Origin of the sequence: Pseudomonas svalbardensis, assembly GCF_030053115.1 — a bacterium.
Lineage (GTDB): Bacteria > Pseudomonadota > Gammaproteobacteria > Pseudomonadales > Pseudomonadaceae > Aquipseudomonas > Aquipseudomonas svalbardensis.
In genome coordinates, this window is the sequence record NZ_CP125619.1 from 165600 (window position 1) to 180284 (window position 14685).

The following is a 14685-nucleotide window of genomic DNA, read 5'->3' on the forward strand; positions in this document are numbered from 1 at the left end:
AATTTCAGTTCTTATATCTATAAAGTCACTCCCCTGCGTACCTGCCGACCAATCGGCGCGCCGCACGACACGAACCAACACGGGACCTCCGTGAGTTTCTTGATCGACGCGCGCGCCCTTGAGCGTGCCGTGCGTGGGAGTGATTTATGTCTGCAGCAACGGCTTCCCCAAGCGCCGCGAACATCGCGCCGCAAACCTTCGACATCCGCCCGTTCAGTGACGCCGTCGGTGCCGAAATCATCGGCCTCGACCTGTCCCGCCCGATCAATGATCAGGACTTCGCCCGCATCCACCGCGCGCACCTGGATCATCACGTCGTGGTGTTCCGCGACCAACGCATTACCCCCGAGCAGCACATCGCCTTCAGCCGCCGTTTCGGCGTGTTGCAGATTCATGTGCTCAAGCAATTCCTGCTGGCCGGGCATCCGGAAATCCTCATCGTTTCCAACATCATTGAAAACGGCCAGTCCATTGGCCTCGGTGACGCCGGCAAGTTCTGGCATTCCGACCTTTCCTATAAAGAACTGCCAAGCCTGGGCTCGATGCTGCACGCCCAGGAGCTACCGTCCGAGGGCGGCGACACGCTCTTCGCCGACATGCACAAAGCCTGGGACAACCTTCCCGAAGCGCTGCGTAAAGCCGTCGAAGGTCGGTCGGCCGCGCACTCCTACACGGCGCGTTACAGCGAGACCAAATTCGAAGGCAACTGGCGCCCGACGCTGACGCCTGAGCAACTGGCTCAGGTCGCTGAAGTGGTCCACCCGATTGTTCGCACTCACCCGGAAAACGGCCGCAAGGCGTTGTTCGTCAGCGAGGGGTTCACCACCCGCATCGTTGGTTTGCCGGCAGACGAAAGCAAGCAACTGCTCGACGAGCTCTACGCCCACAGCGTGCTGCCGCAAAACATCTACCGCCATCAATGGCAGGCCCACGACCTGGTGTTCTGGGACAACCGTTCGCTGATTCATCTCGCCGCCGGATGCCCAAGCTACCTGCGCCGCAAGTTGTATCGCACCACCATCCAGGGCGACGCGCCTTTCTGATTTGTCGGAGAAACTCTCATGTCCAAACGTCTTCCATTTGCACCGCTGGCCGCGGCCATTGGCCTGGGTTTCAGCCTGATCGCCAGCAGCCTGGTGGCGCCGACCGTGGCCCACGCTGAAGGTGAAATTCGCATCGCCGAGCAGTTCGGCATCGTTTACCTGTTGCTCAATGTGGTGCGCGATCAAAACCTGATCGAGAAGTACGGCAAGCAGGAAGGCATCGACATCAAGGTCGACTGGACTCAGCTCTCCGGCGGGGCGGCAGTCAACGATGCGTTGCTCTCCGGTTCCATTGATATTGCCGGTGCGGGCGTCGGTCCGCTGCTGACCATCTGGGACCGCACCCACGGCAAGCAGAACGTCAAAGCCGTCGCCTCCCTCGGCAACTTCCCGTACTACCTGGTGAGCAACAATCCCAAGGTCAAAACCATCGCTGACTTCACCGAGAAGGACCGCATCGCGGTACCGGCGGTCGGCGTGTCGGTGCAGTCACGCATCCTGCAATACGCGGCCGCCAAGCAGTGGGGCGACAAGGAATTCAATCGCCTCGACAAGTACACCATCGCCGTTCCGCACCCCGACGCCACGGCGGCGCTGATTGCCGGCGGCACCGAGTTGACCGGACACTTTTCCAACCCGCCGTTCCAGGATCAAGAGCTGGCCAACCCTAACGTCCACGTTGTGCTGAACTCCAATGACGTGCTCGGCCCGAACTCGCCGACGGTGCTGTTCGCCACTGAGAAATTCCGCGACGAGAACCCGAAAACCTACAAGGCGTTCGTCCAGGCGCTGACTGAGGCGGCCGAGTTTGCCCAGAACGATAAAGGTGCGGCGGCGGACACGTACATCCGTGTCACCAAGGCCAAAATCGATCGTGCCGCGCTGCTGAAAATCATCGATAACCCGCAGTTCGAATTCAGCGTCACGCCGAAAAATACTTACCCGCTGGCCGAATTCCTCTACCGCGTCGGCGCGATCAAAAACAAACCGGACTCGTGGAAGGACTACTTCTTCCAGGACGCCAAACCGCTGCAAGGGAGCTGACCGAGATGAACGCCCCTTTGCAAGGCCACACGGTCAGCAAACCGATCGCGGCAGCCCAAGCGCTGCTGTCGGTCGACAACGCCAGCCTCGAATACCGCACGCCTCAGCGGGTGGTTCGTGCGACCCATCAGGTCAGTTTTGAAATCGATCCGGCGGACCGCTTTGTGCTGCTCGGTCCGTCCGGTTGCGGCAAATCAACGTTGCTCAAGGCGGTCGCCGGGTTCATTCAGCCGTGTGAAGGGGAAATCCGTCTTCAGGGGCAAACCGTTCATGCCCCGGGGCCGGACCGGATCGTGGTGTTCCAGGAATTCGATCAACTGCCGCCGTGGAAAACCGTCAAACAGAACGTGATGTTTCCGCTGCTTGCCTCGAAAACCCTCAAGCGCAAAGAGGCCGAGGAGCGAGCGCTGCACTACCTGGACAAGGTCGGTCTGGCGGCGTTTGCCGACGCCTACCCGCATACCTTGTCCGGCGGCATGAAAGCGCGGGTGGCGATTGCTCGTGCGCTGGCCATGCAGCCGAAAATCCTCTTGATGGACGAACCCTTCGCCGCCCTCGATGCGCTGACTCGCCGCAAGATGCAGGAAGAATTGCTGCTGCTCTGGGAAGAAGTACGCTTCACGCTGCTGTTCGTCACGCACTCCATCGAAGAAGCGCTGGTGGTGGGCAATCGAATCCTGCTGCTGTCGCCGCATCCGGGGCGGGTGCGGGCGGAAGTCCACAGCCATCAATACGACTTGCACAGCCTCGGCGGCGTGGCCTTTCAGGAGTCGGCGCGGCGCATTCATCGGTTGTTGTTCGATGAAGGTCAGTCCCCGCAAACCGAGCGTGAGCTGGATTTCTCCGACATCCGCATCGCTTATTGAGCCATTGAGAGGAGTGCCCGATGAGCCTTTTATCATCCCCGCGTGAAGAGTTTGAAACGGTGTTGCCGCCGCTGACGAGCGTGCCGCTGGAACGTGAATTACCGCTCGGTCAGCGCCTCTGGCAACAGGGCTGGGTGCGTAAAAGTCTGATCCTGATTTTGCTCGCGGTGCTTTGGGAAGTGGTTGCCCGTGTTCAGAACAACGACCTGTTGCTGCCCAGTTTTCTGCAAACCGGCAGCGCGCTGTATGACGGTTTGCTCAGTGGCGAGTTGCTGGGCAAGGTGTGGATTTCGCTGGTGGTGCTGCTCAAGGGCTACCTGATCGGCATCGTCCTGGCGTTTGCCCTGACCACCCTGGCGGTGTCGACGCAGTTCGGTCGCGATCTGCTGAGTACGTTGACCTCGATGTTCAACCCGCTGCCGGCGATTGCGCTGTTGCCGTTGGCGCTGCTGTGGTTCGGCCTGGGACAGAACAGTCTGATTTTTGTGTTGGTGCATTCGGTGCTCTGGGCGCTGGCCTTGAACACCTATGCCGGGTTTCTTGGCGTCTCGGAAACCCTGCGCATGGCCGGGCGTAATTACGGCCTCAAAGGCATGCGCTTCGTGCTGTTCATTCTGATCCCGGCAGCACTGCCATCGATTCTCGCCGGGCTGAAAATCGGCTGGGCTTTTGCCTGGCGCACGCTGATCGCCGCTGAGTTGGTGTTCGGTGCCACCAGTGGCAAGGGCGGCTTGGGCTGGTACATCTTCCAGAACCGCAATGAGCTGTACACCGACAAGGTGTTTGCCGGGTTGGCGGTCGTGATCCTGATCGGCTTGCTGGTGGAAAACCTGGTGTTCAGTACGCTGGAGCGGGTCACGGTGAAGCGTTGGGGGATGCAGCGTTGAACAATGTTTGATCTGCTAGCATTGCGTCTGACTCAATCCAGATCAGACACGAGTGCTCAGCATGCAACTCCCGGACATGAACTTGTTGGTCGCCCTCGACGCCTTGCTCGACGAGGGCAGTGTGGTGGGCGCCGCGCGGCGCATGAACCTCAGCCCGGCGGCGATGAGCCGGACGCTGACGCGCATTCGCGAGGCCATCGGCGATCCGATTCTAGTGCGCGCCGGCCGTGGTTTGGTGCCGACGCCCAAGGCGCTGGCGTTGCGCGAGCAGGTGCGTGACGTGGTGGAGCAGGCGGCGCTGTTGTTTCGTTCGGCCGATGCGGTGGAGCTGGGCACGTTGTGCCGTCGGTTCAGCATTCGAGCCAATGACTTTTTCGTCGGTGTTTATGGCGGGAAACTGTTCGACACCCTGGATCGTCAGGCGCCGCACTGTGAACTGCGTTTTGTGCCGGAAGGCGATGGTGATGACGAGGCGCTACGCGAAGGGCGGATCGATCTGAGCATCAGCAATACCCGGCCGCTAACCCCGGAAGTGAAGATTCAGAATCTGTTCTCTACCCACTTTGTGGGCCTGGTTCGCCAAGACCATCCGCTGTTCGATGAAGAGATCACGGCCGAGCGTTTCGCCGGGTTTTCCCATATCAGCATGTCCCGCCGCGGCATCGCCCGTGGCCCGATTGATACCGCGCTCAATGCGTTGGGGCTGGAGCGGCGGGTGGCGGTGATTGCGCCGAGTTTCCATGCCGCGATGTTTGCCTTGCCTGATTCCGATTTGATTCTGCCGGTGCCCAAGGAGGCATTGCTGAGCGTCCAGCGCCTGGGTCTGAAGCTGCGCTCGTTTACGCTACCGATTCCGCTGCCGACCATAATGCTGACCCAGTCCTGGCACCCACGTTTCGACAAGGATCCGGCCCATCGCTGGCTGCGCGAAACCCTCAAGGCCTGTTGCGACGAGACGTGGCTGGCAACACAACCTTCCTCAAGCTGATCACTCACCCCTGTGGGAGCGAGCTTGCTCGCGATAGCGTCGGATCAGTCAGCATTAATGTTGAATGTGATGGCCCTATCGCGAGCAAGCTCGCTCCCACAGGGTTTTGTATTGCTGCATGGGGCGCACTTATAAGCTGCCAATAAGTCAATTTTCGTAAGCCCTCACGCTTCTTAAAATGCTTCGGTATTCAAATCCCGGAGCTTGCAGTCATGACTTCCCTCACGGTCACGGCACCTCTCGCCGCGGCCAGCCCGGCTGCCGTCACGCCACCGGTCTTTGGTCCGCGGATCATCATCGGTCTGGTGGGCGTGTTGTTGGCGGTGATGGTGTCGGGCCTGAACGAGATGGTGACCAAGGTTGCCCTCGCCGACATCCGCGGCGCATTGGCCATTGGCTACGACGAAGGCACCTGGCTGGTCGCCAGTTACACCGCGACCTCGGTGGCGGCCATGGCTTTCGCGCCGTGGTGCTCGGTGACGTTCTCGCTGCGCCGGTTCACCCTCTGCGCCATCAGTGCATTCACCCTGTTGGGCGTGTTGTGCCCGTTCGCTCCAAACTACGAAAGCCTGCTGGTCATGCGCACCTTGCAAGGCCTGGCGGGCGGTGCGTTGCCGCCGATGCTGATGACCGTCGCGCTGCGTTTTTTGCCGGCCAACGTGAAGCTTTATGGTCTGGCCGGTTATGCCCTGAGCGCGACGTTCGGCCCAGGGCTCGGCACTCCGCTGGCCGGGTTGTGGACCGAACACGTCGGATGGCAGTGGACCTTCTGGCAAATCATCGCACCGTGCCTGATCGCCACGGTCGCGGTGGCGTATGGCTTGCCCCAGGACCCGTTGCGCCTGGAGCGCTTCAAACAATTCAACTGGCGCGGCTTGCTGCTGGGGTTCCCGGCGATCTGCATGCTGGTGATCGGCATTTTGCAAGGCAATCGGCTGGACTGGTTCGAGTCGAGCCTGATCTGCGGATTACTCGGGGGTGGGTCGCTGTTGCTGGTGTTGTTTCTGATCAATGAATGGTCGCAGCCAATGCCGTTTTTCAAGATGCAGATGCTCGGCATCCGCAATCTGTCGTTCGCCTTGCTGACCTTGGCCGGGGTGCTGGTGGTGTTGCTGGCGGTGATCATTATTCCGTCCAGCTACCTGGCGCAGGTGCAAGGTTATCGCCCGGTTCAGACCGCGCCGATCATGCTGCTGGCAGCGTTGCCGCAGTTGATCGCGCTGCCGTTGGTGGCGGCGTTGTGCAACCTGCGTTGGGTCGATTGCCGCTGGGTGCTGGGGTTCGGCCTGAGCATGCTGACGCTGTCCTGCATCGGTGGGTCGCAGCTGACGTCGGTGTGGATTCGCGACGACTTCTACGTGCTGCAACTGCTGCAAATCTTCGGTCAGCCGATGGCGGTGCTGCCGCTGTTGATGCTTTCCACCGGCAGCATCAGCCCGATGGAAGGGCCCTTCGCTTCGGCCTGGTTCAACACCGTAAAAGGCCTGGCGGCGGTGGTCGCCACCGGCGTACTGGAGGCGTTGACCACCTCAAGGCTGCATTTTCACTCGGTGATGCTGGTGGACAGCCTCGGCAACTCACCCCTGGTCGACAGCGACAGCCCGGACCTTGCCCACCGGCTGCATGAGCAGGCCGTGGTGCTGACGGCATCGGATCTTTATCTGTGCATGGCCGGCGTTGCGCTGGCGCTGATCCTGCTGATTTTCTGGCTGCCGACGCGGATCTATCCGCCGCGCGCGCCAACTTGAATGCTTCACTGAAACAGAAGGTTTTTATGACGACTCAATCAAAGCAAAAAGTGGCCGTTGGCGTCGCCGTGGTGGTGGCGCTCGGGGTGCTGGTTTATTGGCTGGCGCCCGGCCTGTTCGGCAAACGCACGCAGCAGAACACCAATGACGCCTTTGTCTCGGCGGACTTCACGCTGGTGGTGCCGCGAGTGGCCGGGTTCATCAAGGAAGTGCTAGTGGAGGACAACCAGCAGGTCAAGGCCGGGCAGTTGCTGGCGTTGATTGATGACCGTGATCTGCGTGCCGCCGCCCAAGCGGCAGACGCTGAAACCCTGGTGGCCAGGGCGCAACTGCAAAATGCCCGTGCGACCCTTGAGCGTCAGGCTTCGGTGATCGCTCAGGCCCAGGCCACGGTCGTGTCGGCCAAGGCTGAAATGGCCTTCGCCGAGCATGAACTGAATCGCTACAACCATCTCGCCGGGGTGGGCGCCGGCACGGTGCAGAACGCTCAACAAGCGCGGACTCGCATCGATCAGGCTTCCGCGCGGTTGGCTATCGTGACGGCGATGCTGGCGGCGGAGCGCAAGCAGGTGGAAGTCCTCACCGCCCAGCGTGACGCGGCTGAAGGAGGGTTGAAACGGGCGCAAGCGGCGCTGGAAATGGCCAGCTACGAGCTCTCCTACACCCGCATCGTTGCACCTCAGGACGGTATGGTCGGCGAGCGCGCCGTTCGGGTCGGTGCCTATGTCACGCCGGGGAGCAAAATCCTCGCGGTGGTGCCGCTTGCGCAGGCCTATGTGGTCGCCAATTTTCAGGAGACCCAACTGACCGACGTGCAGCCGGGGCAGGACGTGCAAGTGCGTGTCGACAGCCTCGGCGGCGAGGTCCTGAGCGGTCGCGTCGAGAGCATCGCACCGGCCACGGGTGTGACGTTCGCCTCGGTTAAGCCGGACAACGCCACCGGTAACTTCACCAAGGTGGTGCAGCGGATTCCGGTGAAAATCGTCCTTGATCCGGGTCAGGCATTGGTCGAGCGGTTGCGCGTGGGGATGTCGGTTGAGGCGAGTATTGATACTGCAAGCGCCAGCGCCGATGAGCATGAGGTCGCGCAACGATGAAGGTTTTCATTGATAGGGCTGACGTCTTCGCGAGCAAGCTCGCTCCCACATTGGATCTGTGTAATGCACGCAATCTCTGCACAAGTGGAGATCCCCTGTGGGAGCGAGCCTGCTCGCGAAGAGGCCGCCAGCCTCAACTCACCCTTTGTGCCTTGGTCGTCATGAGCCTTTCAGCCTGCACAGTCGGCCCGGATTTTCAAAAGCCTCAGGCACCGCAAATCGCCGAGTGGTCGACACCGTCCAAGTCCGCCGCCAGCCAAGCCATCGCCGAGACCATGGCCGAACGCTGGTGGGAGGTGTTCCACGACCCGAAACTCTCGGCCCTGACTCAACGCGCCTTGACCGACAACCTCGACCTGAAACTCGCCAGCAGCCGTTTGCAGCAAAGCCGCGCTGTGCGTCAGGTGATCACCGCCGACCGTTACCCGAATACCGCCGCCACTGGTAGCTACGGGCGTAAACGCAACAGCGGCGAAGGCTTGAACGATCCGTCGGGACACAATGGCGACTCGGCTTACAACCTGTGGGACGCAGGCTTCTCCGCGTCCTGGGAACTGGATTTCTGGGGCCGTGTGCGCCGCGAAACCGAAGCCGCCGATGCCACCCTGGAAGTCGCGGAAAACGACCGACGCGGCGTGCTGCTGTCGGTCCTGGCCGAGACCGCTCAGGACTACATTCAGCTGCGCGGTGTGCAACGCACGCGAGCCGTCACCGAGCAGAACCTCGACGTCGCCCGTCATAGCCTGAAACTCTCGCAGCTGCGCCTGGCCGACGGTGTCGCCACCGACCTAGACGTTGCCGAAGCTGCCGCGCAAGTTGCAGCCATCGAATCGCGCCTGCCAGCGCTGGAGCAACGCCAGTCGCAACTGATCAACGCCTTGAGCCTGTTGATGGGCGAGCCGCCGCAAGCGCTGTCTGCCGAGTTATCCACAGACGCCCCGGTGCCACTAACCCCGCGTCAGGTCGCTATCGGCCTGCCGTCGCAACTGGCCAAACGCCGCCCGGACATCCGCCAGGCCGAAGCCCGCCTGCATGCCGCGACAGCGAGCATCGGTGTGGCCAAGGGTGATTTCTATCCGCGGATAACCCTGTCGGGCAACATCGGATCGCAAGCCATGCAGCTCAGCGATTTCGGCTCCTGGGGCTCGCGTTCGTTCGGTATCGGCCCGCAATTCAGCCTGCCGCTGTTTGACGGTGGTCGCCTGCGCGGCGTGCTGCATTTGCGCGAAGCCCAACAACAGGAAGCGGCTATCGCCTACCAGCAAACCGTGCTGCGCGCCTGGCATGAAATCGACGATCAACTGACGGCTTACAACGCCAGCCAACTGCGTCGCGACAGCCTCGCCGAAGCCGTCCGCCAGAACCAGATCGCCCTACGTACCGCGCAACAGCAATATGTGGAAGGGGTGGTGGATTTCGTGAACGTGCTGACGGTGCAAGGCGCGTTGCTGGCGACTCAGGAGCAGTTTGTGGAGAGTTCGACCGGGGTGTCGCTGGCGATGGTCGGGTTATACAAGGCGTTGGGTGGGGGATGGGAGTCGGTGTATCCGTTGGCTAGCGTCGTTACCAGTAATCCGGTTTGATGGCAGGCGTTTTACGGGTAGGCACGCGTTCCGGGAACTGGTGTGACTGCAACTCTTCTGCGGAGATGACTCGACGCATCCAATGGGAATGTTCCTTTAGCGAACCTGGTGAAGGACAGTTCAATTCAGCTCGATGAGGAAGAATGACCCCGATAGTTATGTCAGGAAAATCTTCGCGAATAGCTTTAAGGGCTGGAGTCATGTCTGTGTCGCTGGAAACCAGTACGAGTTGTTCAATACGGTCATGCACTTCAAGAGCGGCTTGCTTGGTAGCAGTGCGGTACATGCTGATCGCGATGTGAACATCCGTTTCTTTCTCTTCAAGCTTCCAAATGTCGACCTTGTCTTGACGTGAAGCACCTGTTTTCCTGTCTATGAAGCGCGGAGCTTTCGCCGGCTCGAGCGAGTGCCGGCCATAGTGCACTGCTACTTTGGTCGCTTTCAGTGCTCGCACATAGGAGTCTTGAACCTCTTTCGAGATTCTGCCCCGAGTGGCGAGTATCGGTTTGACGGAAGAAGTGAAGTAATCAACGGAGATGATTGAGCTTTGCGGGTTTTCGATATGTGCGACATGGGCCAGCAGGTCTTTGAGGTTGAGCCACTTATAGGGAGTGCCCGCGAGCAACCCGTAAAACAGATTGTAGCCATCAACAAAAAAAGCGGTGCGCACTAACTTAATCCTCAAAAACGAAAAAACCGGCCTAGGCCGGTTTCTTCACCCCAACTGCCAGAGAACTGAATCTCTACGTACGGGGTTGAGTTGGAGCAATCCTAAGTCGTGCTCGCCACGCACGTCAACCACCGATTGACCAGGAGCTGCACGACGGCATGCACTCCAGCGCCGGCGAGTCAGTTTTGATCACCGGCCTAGGTGATGGTCAAGGCGTTGTTGGCCTGATCTATTAGTGATTGCTACAGGAAGAGTGTCGAGGTGCTGCATTTCGATAAAAGTTTGAAGTGTCCACCGCTGCTCTCCGTATCGATTGAATGTATGTTCCCAATTTGATGTGGGATTTATTACCGAAAGGTACTGAAGGAAAGCCCAAGTATCTGTGCTGAGAAATTTGTCTATTTTGAAACAGCACATTTCTATCAAAGGACATCTATCTGCTTGACGCCCACCCACGCTGTCATAGACTCCGCTCATCCGTCAGGGAGATACGGTTATGCGACTTGTTCGTGTGTGGGTTATTGGATTGACCTTTGTAACGTGCGTTGTACAGGCGCAAACGCCTGCGCCCGATGATCCGCTGGCTGGACAGCAGCGGCAGTGCAAACGCCAGCAGTGAGGCCCGTGGCGTGCTGCGTGCCCGGGATCAAGCGGTGCTGGCGAGTGAGTTGTCCGGGCGTATTGTCGAGTTGCCGTTCAGTGAGGGCGAGTCGTTCAAGAAGGGCGACACCCTGGCACGTTTTGACTGTTCGGCTTATCAGGCCCAGCTCAATGCTGCCCTGGCTGCCAGCCGTGGCGCTGGTGAAGAGCTGTCCCACAACAAGCAACTGGCGACGCTGAATTCGGCCGGGCGTTTTGAAGTGGCGCGGGCCGAGGCCAAGGTCAGCGAGACTCAGGCGCAATCCCAGGTTTATCAGGTTCAGGTCAAACGCTGCAGCGTGCTGGCGCCGTTCGATGGCCAGGTCGTCGAGCGCAAGGAAATGGCTCGTCCACTGGTGCCGGTTCGGTGACACCCCGCCATCTTTCATGCGTCTCGGTGCGGCTCGACCCTCATCAGCCAAATGCTCGCTCAACTCGACAACCACATTGTGATCTGTGAAGCACCGCCGCTGGATGCGCTATTGCGCAGCGACTTGCCCGACGTCGAGCGTCGCACATGGTGCCGGGGATGATCGGGGCTAGTGTGCTCGATGATGAGTTGCCGTTTGCTGGTCGAGAGGACTTCATCGCATGGCGGTTGGGGCGGTTGCTGCAAGCAGGGTTGGCGCAATGCCGGACGTTTGGCGGGTTGGCGGTGAATTACAGCGAATTGCCGACGGCTATGGCCGGGCGGTTGGCTGATTTTTGGATTGGATGACGTGCGGCGTGAGCAAGTGTTTGCGGCGGTGGGGCAGCATGCCAAACGGCCTTCAGAAGTGTTTGTCGGGGACAGCGATGACAAGCGTCGCGAGGCCACGGCGCTTTTGCACGAACGTGTGGAGCGTTGGGCGCGAGAGCCTTATGAGGCGCTAGTTGCTGAGTCATGTATCGACGGCACTGGCGCCAATGCGAGCAGGCTCGCTCCCACATTGAATCTCGGTCGTACACAGAAGCTGTGTTCACTGAAGATCAACTGTGGGAGCGAGCGCTGCTAGCGATGGCGGTGGTCAATTCACCACAAACCTACCCGACTAAACCTTGACCCGAGCCTGCATGATCTCCGACTCCTCCCAATGATCCAGCGCTCGCTCTACGAGCAACTGCACGCCATCGGCCATTCGGCTGAGCGCCAGGGCTACGGAGCGCCGCGTCCCGTCCACATCGTCCGCCAGATTGGCAGCGATGGCGCTGATGGACAGCAGGTCTTCGGAGGCGTTGGCCAGAAGGGATTCGGTGTTGACATCGGGGGCGACGGTGAAGAGGTTGCCTTTGCGGTGTTTGGGCGGTTTTTCGGCGGTCGGGGGGAAGTAGTGGGCGAAGGCGCGTTCGGCGGCTTCTTTGAGTTTTTCGTCTTCGAGTGATTCTTCGGACGGGGTGCCAGAGTTGTCTGGCGGATTTGGAGATACCTTGAACATATAAAATTCCCTAAACAGTAAGTAGGAACCGTCACCGTTCGTTTGCACGCGAATTGGGTGGCGGCCGTGCGCAGGTGTGCAAGACCGGGACTGTTTAGGACACCCAGCAGATCCGAAGATCTCCTGCGCGCAGCCGCCATAAAGCAATGAGCCATGGCAATTGCGGCCTAAACAGTTTCGTCGGACTTGCACGTCCGTGTCACCGTTTATTCAGTGACAAAGCCAGACTAGACCTGGGTTTGGGCCGGAACAAGTTCACCAACACCGCTACAACTTGAAGGAAATCTCCGATGGGATTACCGGACGTTGGTGTCTGTAGGAAAAGTCAGGGCTTGGACGACAAATCCGCCATCCCCTTGAGCAACTCGATCGGCAGCGGAAAGACGATTGTCGACGTCTTGTCCCCGGCAATCGAACTCAGCGTCTGCATATAGCGCAGCTGCATGGCCCCAGGCTGGCGCCCGAGCATTTCTGCGGCCTGCATGAGCTTTTCCGAGGCCTGCAATTCGCCTTCGGCGTGGATCACCTTGGCCCGGCGTTCCCGCTCGGCTTCGGCCTGTTTGGCGATGGCGCGGACCATCGATTCGTTGAGGTCCACGTGCTTGATCTCGACGTTGGCGACCTTGATGCCCCAGGCATCGGTCTGGGCGTCGAGCACTTGCTGGATGTCGATGTTCAACCGCTCACGCTCGGCCAGCAGCTCATCGAGTTCATGTTTACCGAGCACTGCCCGCAACGTGGTCTGAGCCAATTGGCTGGTGGCCATGAGAAAGTCTTCAACCTGAATAATCGCTTTCTGCGGATCGAGGACGCGGAAATACAGCACCGCGTTGACCTTGACCGAGACGTTGTCGCGGGTGATCACGTCTTGTGGCGGCACGTCGAGGACCACGGTACGCAAGTCGACGCGAACCATTTGCTGCACCACCGGAATCAGCAGGATCAGGCCAGGGCCTTTGACCTGCCAGAAGCGCCCGAGCTGGAACACCACCCCGCGCTCGTATTCGCGCAGGATGCGGAAGGTCGACCCCGCCAATGCAATCACCAGTAACAGCAGCGCGGCAAAACCCAGTTGCAAGCCCATGGTTATTCTCCACCCGGCGCCGCGTCAGCCGCGGCCACTTCCAGCAATAATCCCTTGCGTGCCACCACCCGGACCCTTTGCCCGGGTTGCAGCGGCGTGGCGCTGAGCACTTGCCATTTTTCTCCTTGCAGGTGCACCCAACCGTTGTAGGCATTGCCGGTCAGCGACATCACCTGGGTCACGCTGCCCACCAGTCCTGAATCGCCACTGACGTTTTCGCGCGGTCGGGTTTTCAGGGCGTGGATCAGCAGGAAAATCAACAGTAGTGCACTGATCAGGCCCAGGCCGATCATCAACGGAACAGGCACCTCGGTGTTGGTCATAATCACCGCACCGATCACGAACATCACAATGCCGCCCAGACCGATCACGCCGTAATTGGGCAAGGCCGCCTCGGCGATCAGAAACGCGATGCCGAACGTGATCAGCCAGATCCCGATGGGGTTGGGCACCAGCAAGACGACGGTGTCCGCCGCGAATACCGATCCGCTCAAGGCCAACAGTAGCGCAACTGCACAACAACGAGTGTTCACGTGACCCTCCCTGTAGGAGCGAGCCTGCTCGCGAAGAACCTGAGAGCACCGTGCAGATTCAGGCGATCCGCGTTACATACAGTCTAGCTGAGCTCTGAATTGTACGAATTTTGATCAGTTGTTGACGTTGTTCCGGCGGGCAGATTTCCCGCGCGATTGCGCCAGCGGGCCTAGACTTTTAGTGGAGAGAAAAAGTTTAACCATTGTCCGCGAAACGCTATTGCGGACTCCGAGGTGCATCATGCGTATGGCAAGAACTGTGCAGGACAGCCTCAATAAGGCTCACTGCGAATTTGACATCGTCACCCATCCGCACTCGGCCAGCAGCCTTGAAACGGCGCGGGTCGCGGGCATTCCTGCCGAACGGGTGGCCAAATCGGTGATCCTCGACGACCACCACGGTCATTTCCTGATGGCTGTGCTGCCGGCGAGTCGTCACCTGGACCTGAGCAAAGTACGCGGCAGTGGCGAATGGCAGATCACCCGGGAAAGCACCCTGGCGCATCTGTTCCAGGATTGCGAACGCGGCGCGGTGCCTGCGTTGGGCGAATCCTATGGCATGGACATGGTCATCGACCCACTGCTGACCCGGCAAAAAGACATCTACCTGGAGGCGGGTAACCACAACAACCTGGTGCACATGAGCGTGCCGGAATTCCTGAAAATGGTGCCACATGCTGAAGTGTGCGAGTTGAGTCAGTAGTTTTTGCGGCGTCAGTAACATCGCCATCGCGAGCAAGCCCGCTCCCACATGGAAACGCGGTCACCTGTGGGAGCGGGCTTGCTCGCGAATGGCCGCGCCGCGGTCACCTATCCAATACGCAGTTTCAAAGGAGCCCACCATGGAATCCCCAACCCACAGCCTCCCCAACCTGTTCAAACAACTCGGCCTGCCTGATGACGCTGAAAGCATCGATAAATTCATCGCCACCCATTCACCGCTCAAACCCGAATTGCACCTGGCGGATGCGTTCTTCTGGAGCGAGAGCCAAGCGGAGCTACTGCGTGAGGAAATTCTGGACGACGCCGATTGGGCTGAGGTGGTGGATCAGCTGGATGTGCTGTTGCGGAAGGGGCGGGGGGTGTAA

The 14685-nt window shown here is 59.8% G+C and carries 14 protein-coding genes and 2 pseudogenes; 12 read left to right on the forward strand and 4 right to left on the reverse strand.

Annotated elements, in window-relative coordinates; all coding sequences use genetic code 11:
• Nucleotides 1–146: 146 nt before the first annotated feature.
• The 8 genes from QFX16_RS00720 to QFX16_RS00755 all read left to right on the forward strand — a co-directional run bounded on the left by QFX16_RS00720 (nucleotide 147) and on the right by QFX16_RS00755 (nucleotide 9256).
• Nucleotides 147–1043 carry a TauD/TfdA dioxygenase family protein gene (locus tag QFX16_RS00720; protein ID WP_283182435.1) on the forward strand — a complete coding sequence of 299 codons (897 nt, stop codon included), beginning with the start codon at nucleotides 147–149 and terminating at the stop codon, nucleotides 1041–1043.
• 18 nt (nucleotides 1044–1061) lie between these two features.
• Entirely contained in the window at nucleotides 1062–2087 is a 1026-nt protein-coding gene (locus QFX16_RS00725) for an ABC transporter substrate-binding protein (RefSeq protein WP_283182436.1), read from the forward strand.
• A 5-nt stretch (nucleotides 2088–2092) separates the two neighbouring features.
• Nucleotides 2093–2953 (forward strand): ABC transporter ATP-binding protein, encoded by an 861-nt coding sequence (locus QFX16_RS00730; protein ID WP_283182437.1) that lies wholly within the window; start codon nucleotides 2093–2095, stop codon nucleotides 2951–2953.
• Nucleotides 2954–2973: 20 nt separating this feature from the next.
• Entirely contained in the window at nucleotides 2974–3840 is an 867-nt protein-coding gene (locus QFX16_RS00735; protein WP_283182438.1) for an ABC transporter permease, read from the forward strand.
• Between the two features lie 61 nt (nucleotides 3841–3901).
• Nucleotides 3902–4828, forward strand: a complete 927-nt coding sequence (locus tag QFX16_RS00740) for a LysR family transcriptional regulator (protein WP_283182439.1) — start codon at nucleotides 3902–3904, stop codon at nucleotides 4826–4828.
• 212 nt (nucleotides 4829–5040) lie between these two features.
• Nucleotides 5041–6576: an MFS transporter gene (locus QFX16_RS00745; protein WP_283182440.1), complete on the forward strand. Its 1536-nt coding sequence runs from the start codon at nucleotides 5041–5043 to the stop codon at nucleotides 6574–6576.
• A gap of 26 nt (nucleotides 6577–6602) precedes the next feature.
• Nucleotides 6603–7673, forward strand: a complete 1071-nt coding sequence (locus tag QFX16_RS00750) for an HlyD family secretion protein (protein WP_283182441.1) — start codon at nucleotides 6603–6605, stop codon at nucleotides 7671–7673.
• A complete protein-coding gene (locus QFX16_RS00755) occupies nucleotides 7670–9256 on the forward strand; it encodes an efflux transporter outer membrane subunit (protein WP_283182442.1) in 1587 nt (528 codons plus the stop codon). The genes QFX16_RS00750 and QFX16_RS00755 overlap by 4 nt, the downstream gene beginning before the upstream one ends.
• Here QFX16_RS00755 and QFX16_RS00760 read toward each other — a convergent pair.
• Nucleotides 9237–9926 carry an NYN domain-containing protein gene (locus tag QFX16_RS00760; RefSeq protein WP_283182443.1) on the reverse strand — a complete coding sequence of 230 codons (690 nt, stop codon included), beginning with the start codon at nucleotides 9924–9926 and terminating at the stop codon, nucleotides 9237–9239. The two genes, QFX16_RS00755 and QFX16_RS00760, sit on opposite strands and share 20 nt — an antisense overlap.
• A 496-nt stretch (nucleotides 9927–10422) precedes the next feature.
• Between QFX16_RS00760 and QFX16_RS00765 the strand changes: the two are divergent.
• Nucleotides 10423–10903, forward strand: a pseudogene (locus QFX16_RS00765) (efflux RND transporter periplasmic adaptor subunit); the annotation flags it as partial.
• Nucleotides 10904–10945: 42 nt separating this feature from the next.
• Nucleotides 10946–11560 (forward strand): annotated as a pseudogene (locus QFX16_RS00770) (hypothetical protein); the annotation flags it as partial.
• A 36-nt stretch (nucleotides 11561–11596) separates the two neighbouring features.
• Here the strand turns inward: QFX16_RS00770 and QFX16_RS00775 are convergent.
• From QFX16_RS00775 to QFX16_RS00785, 3 genes are all read right to left on the reverse strand, one after another.
• Nucleotides 11597–11980 carry a DUF6124 family protein gene (locus tag QFX16_RS00775; RefSeq protein ID WP_283182444.1) on the reverse strand — a complete coding sequence of 128 codons (384 nt, stop codon included), beginning with the start codon at nucleotides 11978–11980 and terminating at the stop codon, nucleotides 11597–11599.
• A gap of 325 nt (nucleotides 11981–12305) precedes the next feature.
• Nucleotides 12306–13064 (reverse strand): slipin family protein, encoded by a 759-nt coding sequence (locus QFX16_RS00780; RefSeq protein ID WP_283182445.1) that lies wholly within the window; start codon nucleotides 13062–13064, stop codon nucleotides 12306–12308.
• A 2-nt stretch (nucleotides 13065–13066) separates the two neighbouring features.
• Complete coding sequence (locus QFX16_RS00785) at nucleotides 13067–13597, reverse strand: NfeD family protein (protein ID WP_283182446.1); 531 nt, start codon at nucleotides 13595–13597, stop codon at nucleotides 13067–13069.
• A 241-nt stretch (nucleotides 13598–13838) separates the two neighbouring features.
• On the opposite strand from QFX16_RS00785, the gene QFX16_RS00790 reads away from it, so the two are divergent.
• Together QFX16_RS00790 and QFX16_RS00795 are read left to right on the forward strand one after the other, a co-directional pair.
• Nucleotides 13839–14300, forward strand: a complete 462-nt coding sequence (locus QFX16_RS00790) for an aminoacyl-tRNA deacylase (protein ID WP_283182447.1) — start codon at nucleotides 13839–13841, stop codon at nucleotides 14298–14300.
• Nucleotides 14301–14439: 139 nt separating this feature from the next.
• Nucleotides 14440–14685 carry a DUF2789 domain-containing protein gene (locus tag QFX16_RS00795; protein ID WP_283182448.1) on the forward strand — a complete coding sequence of 82 codons (246 nt, stop codon included), beginning with the start codon at nucleotides 14440–14442 and terminating at the stop codon, nucleotides 14683–14685.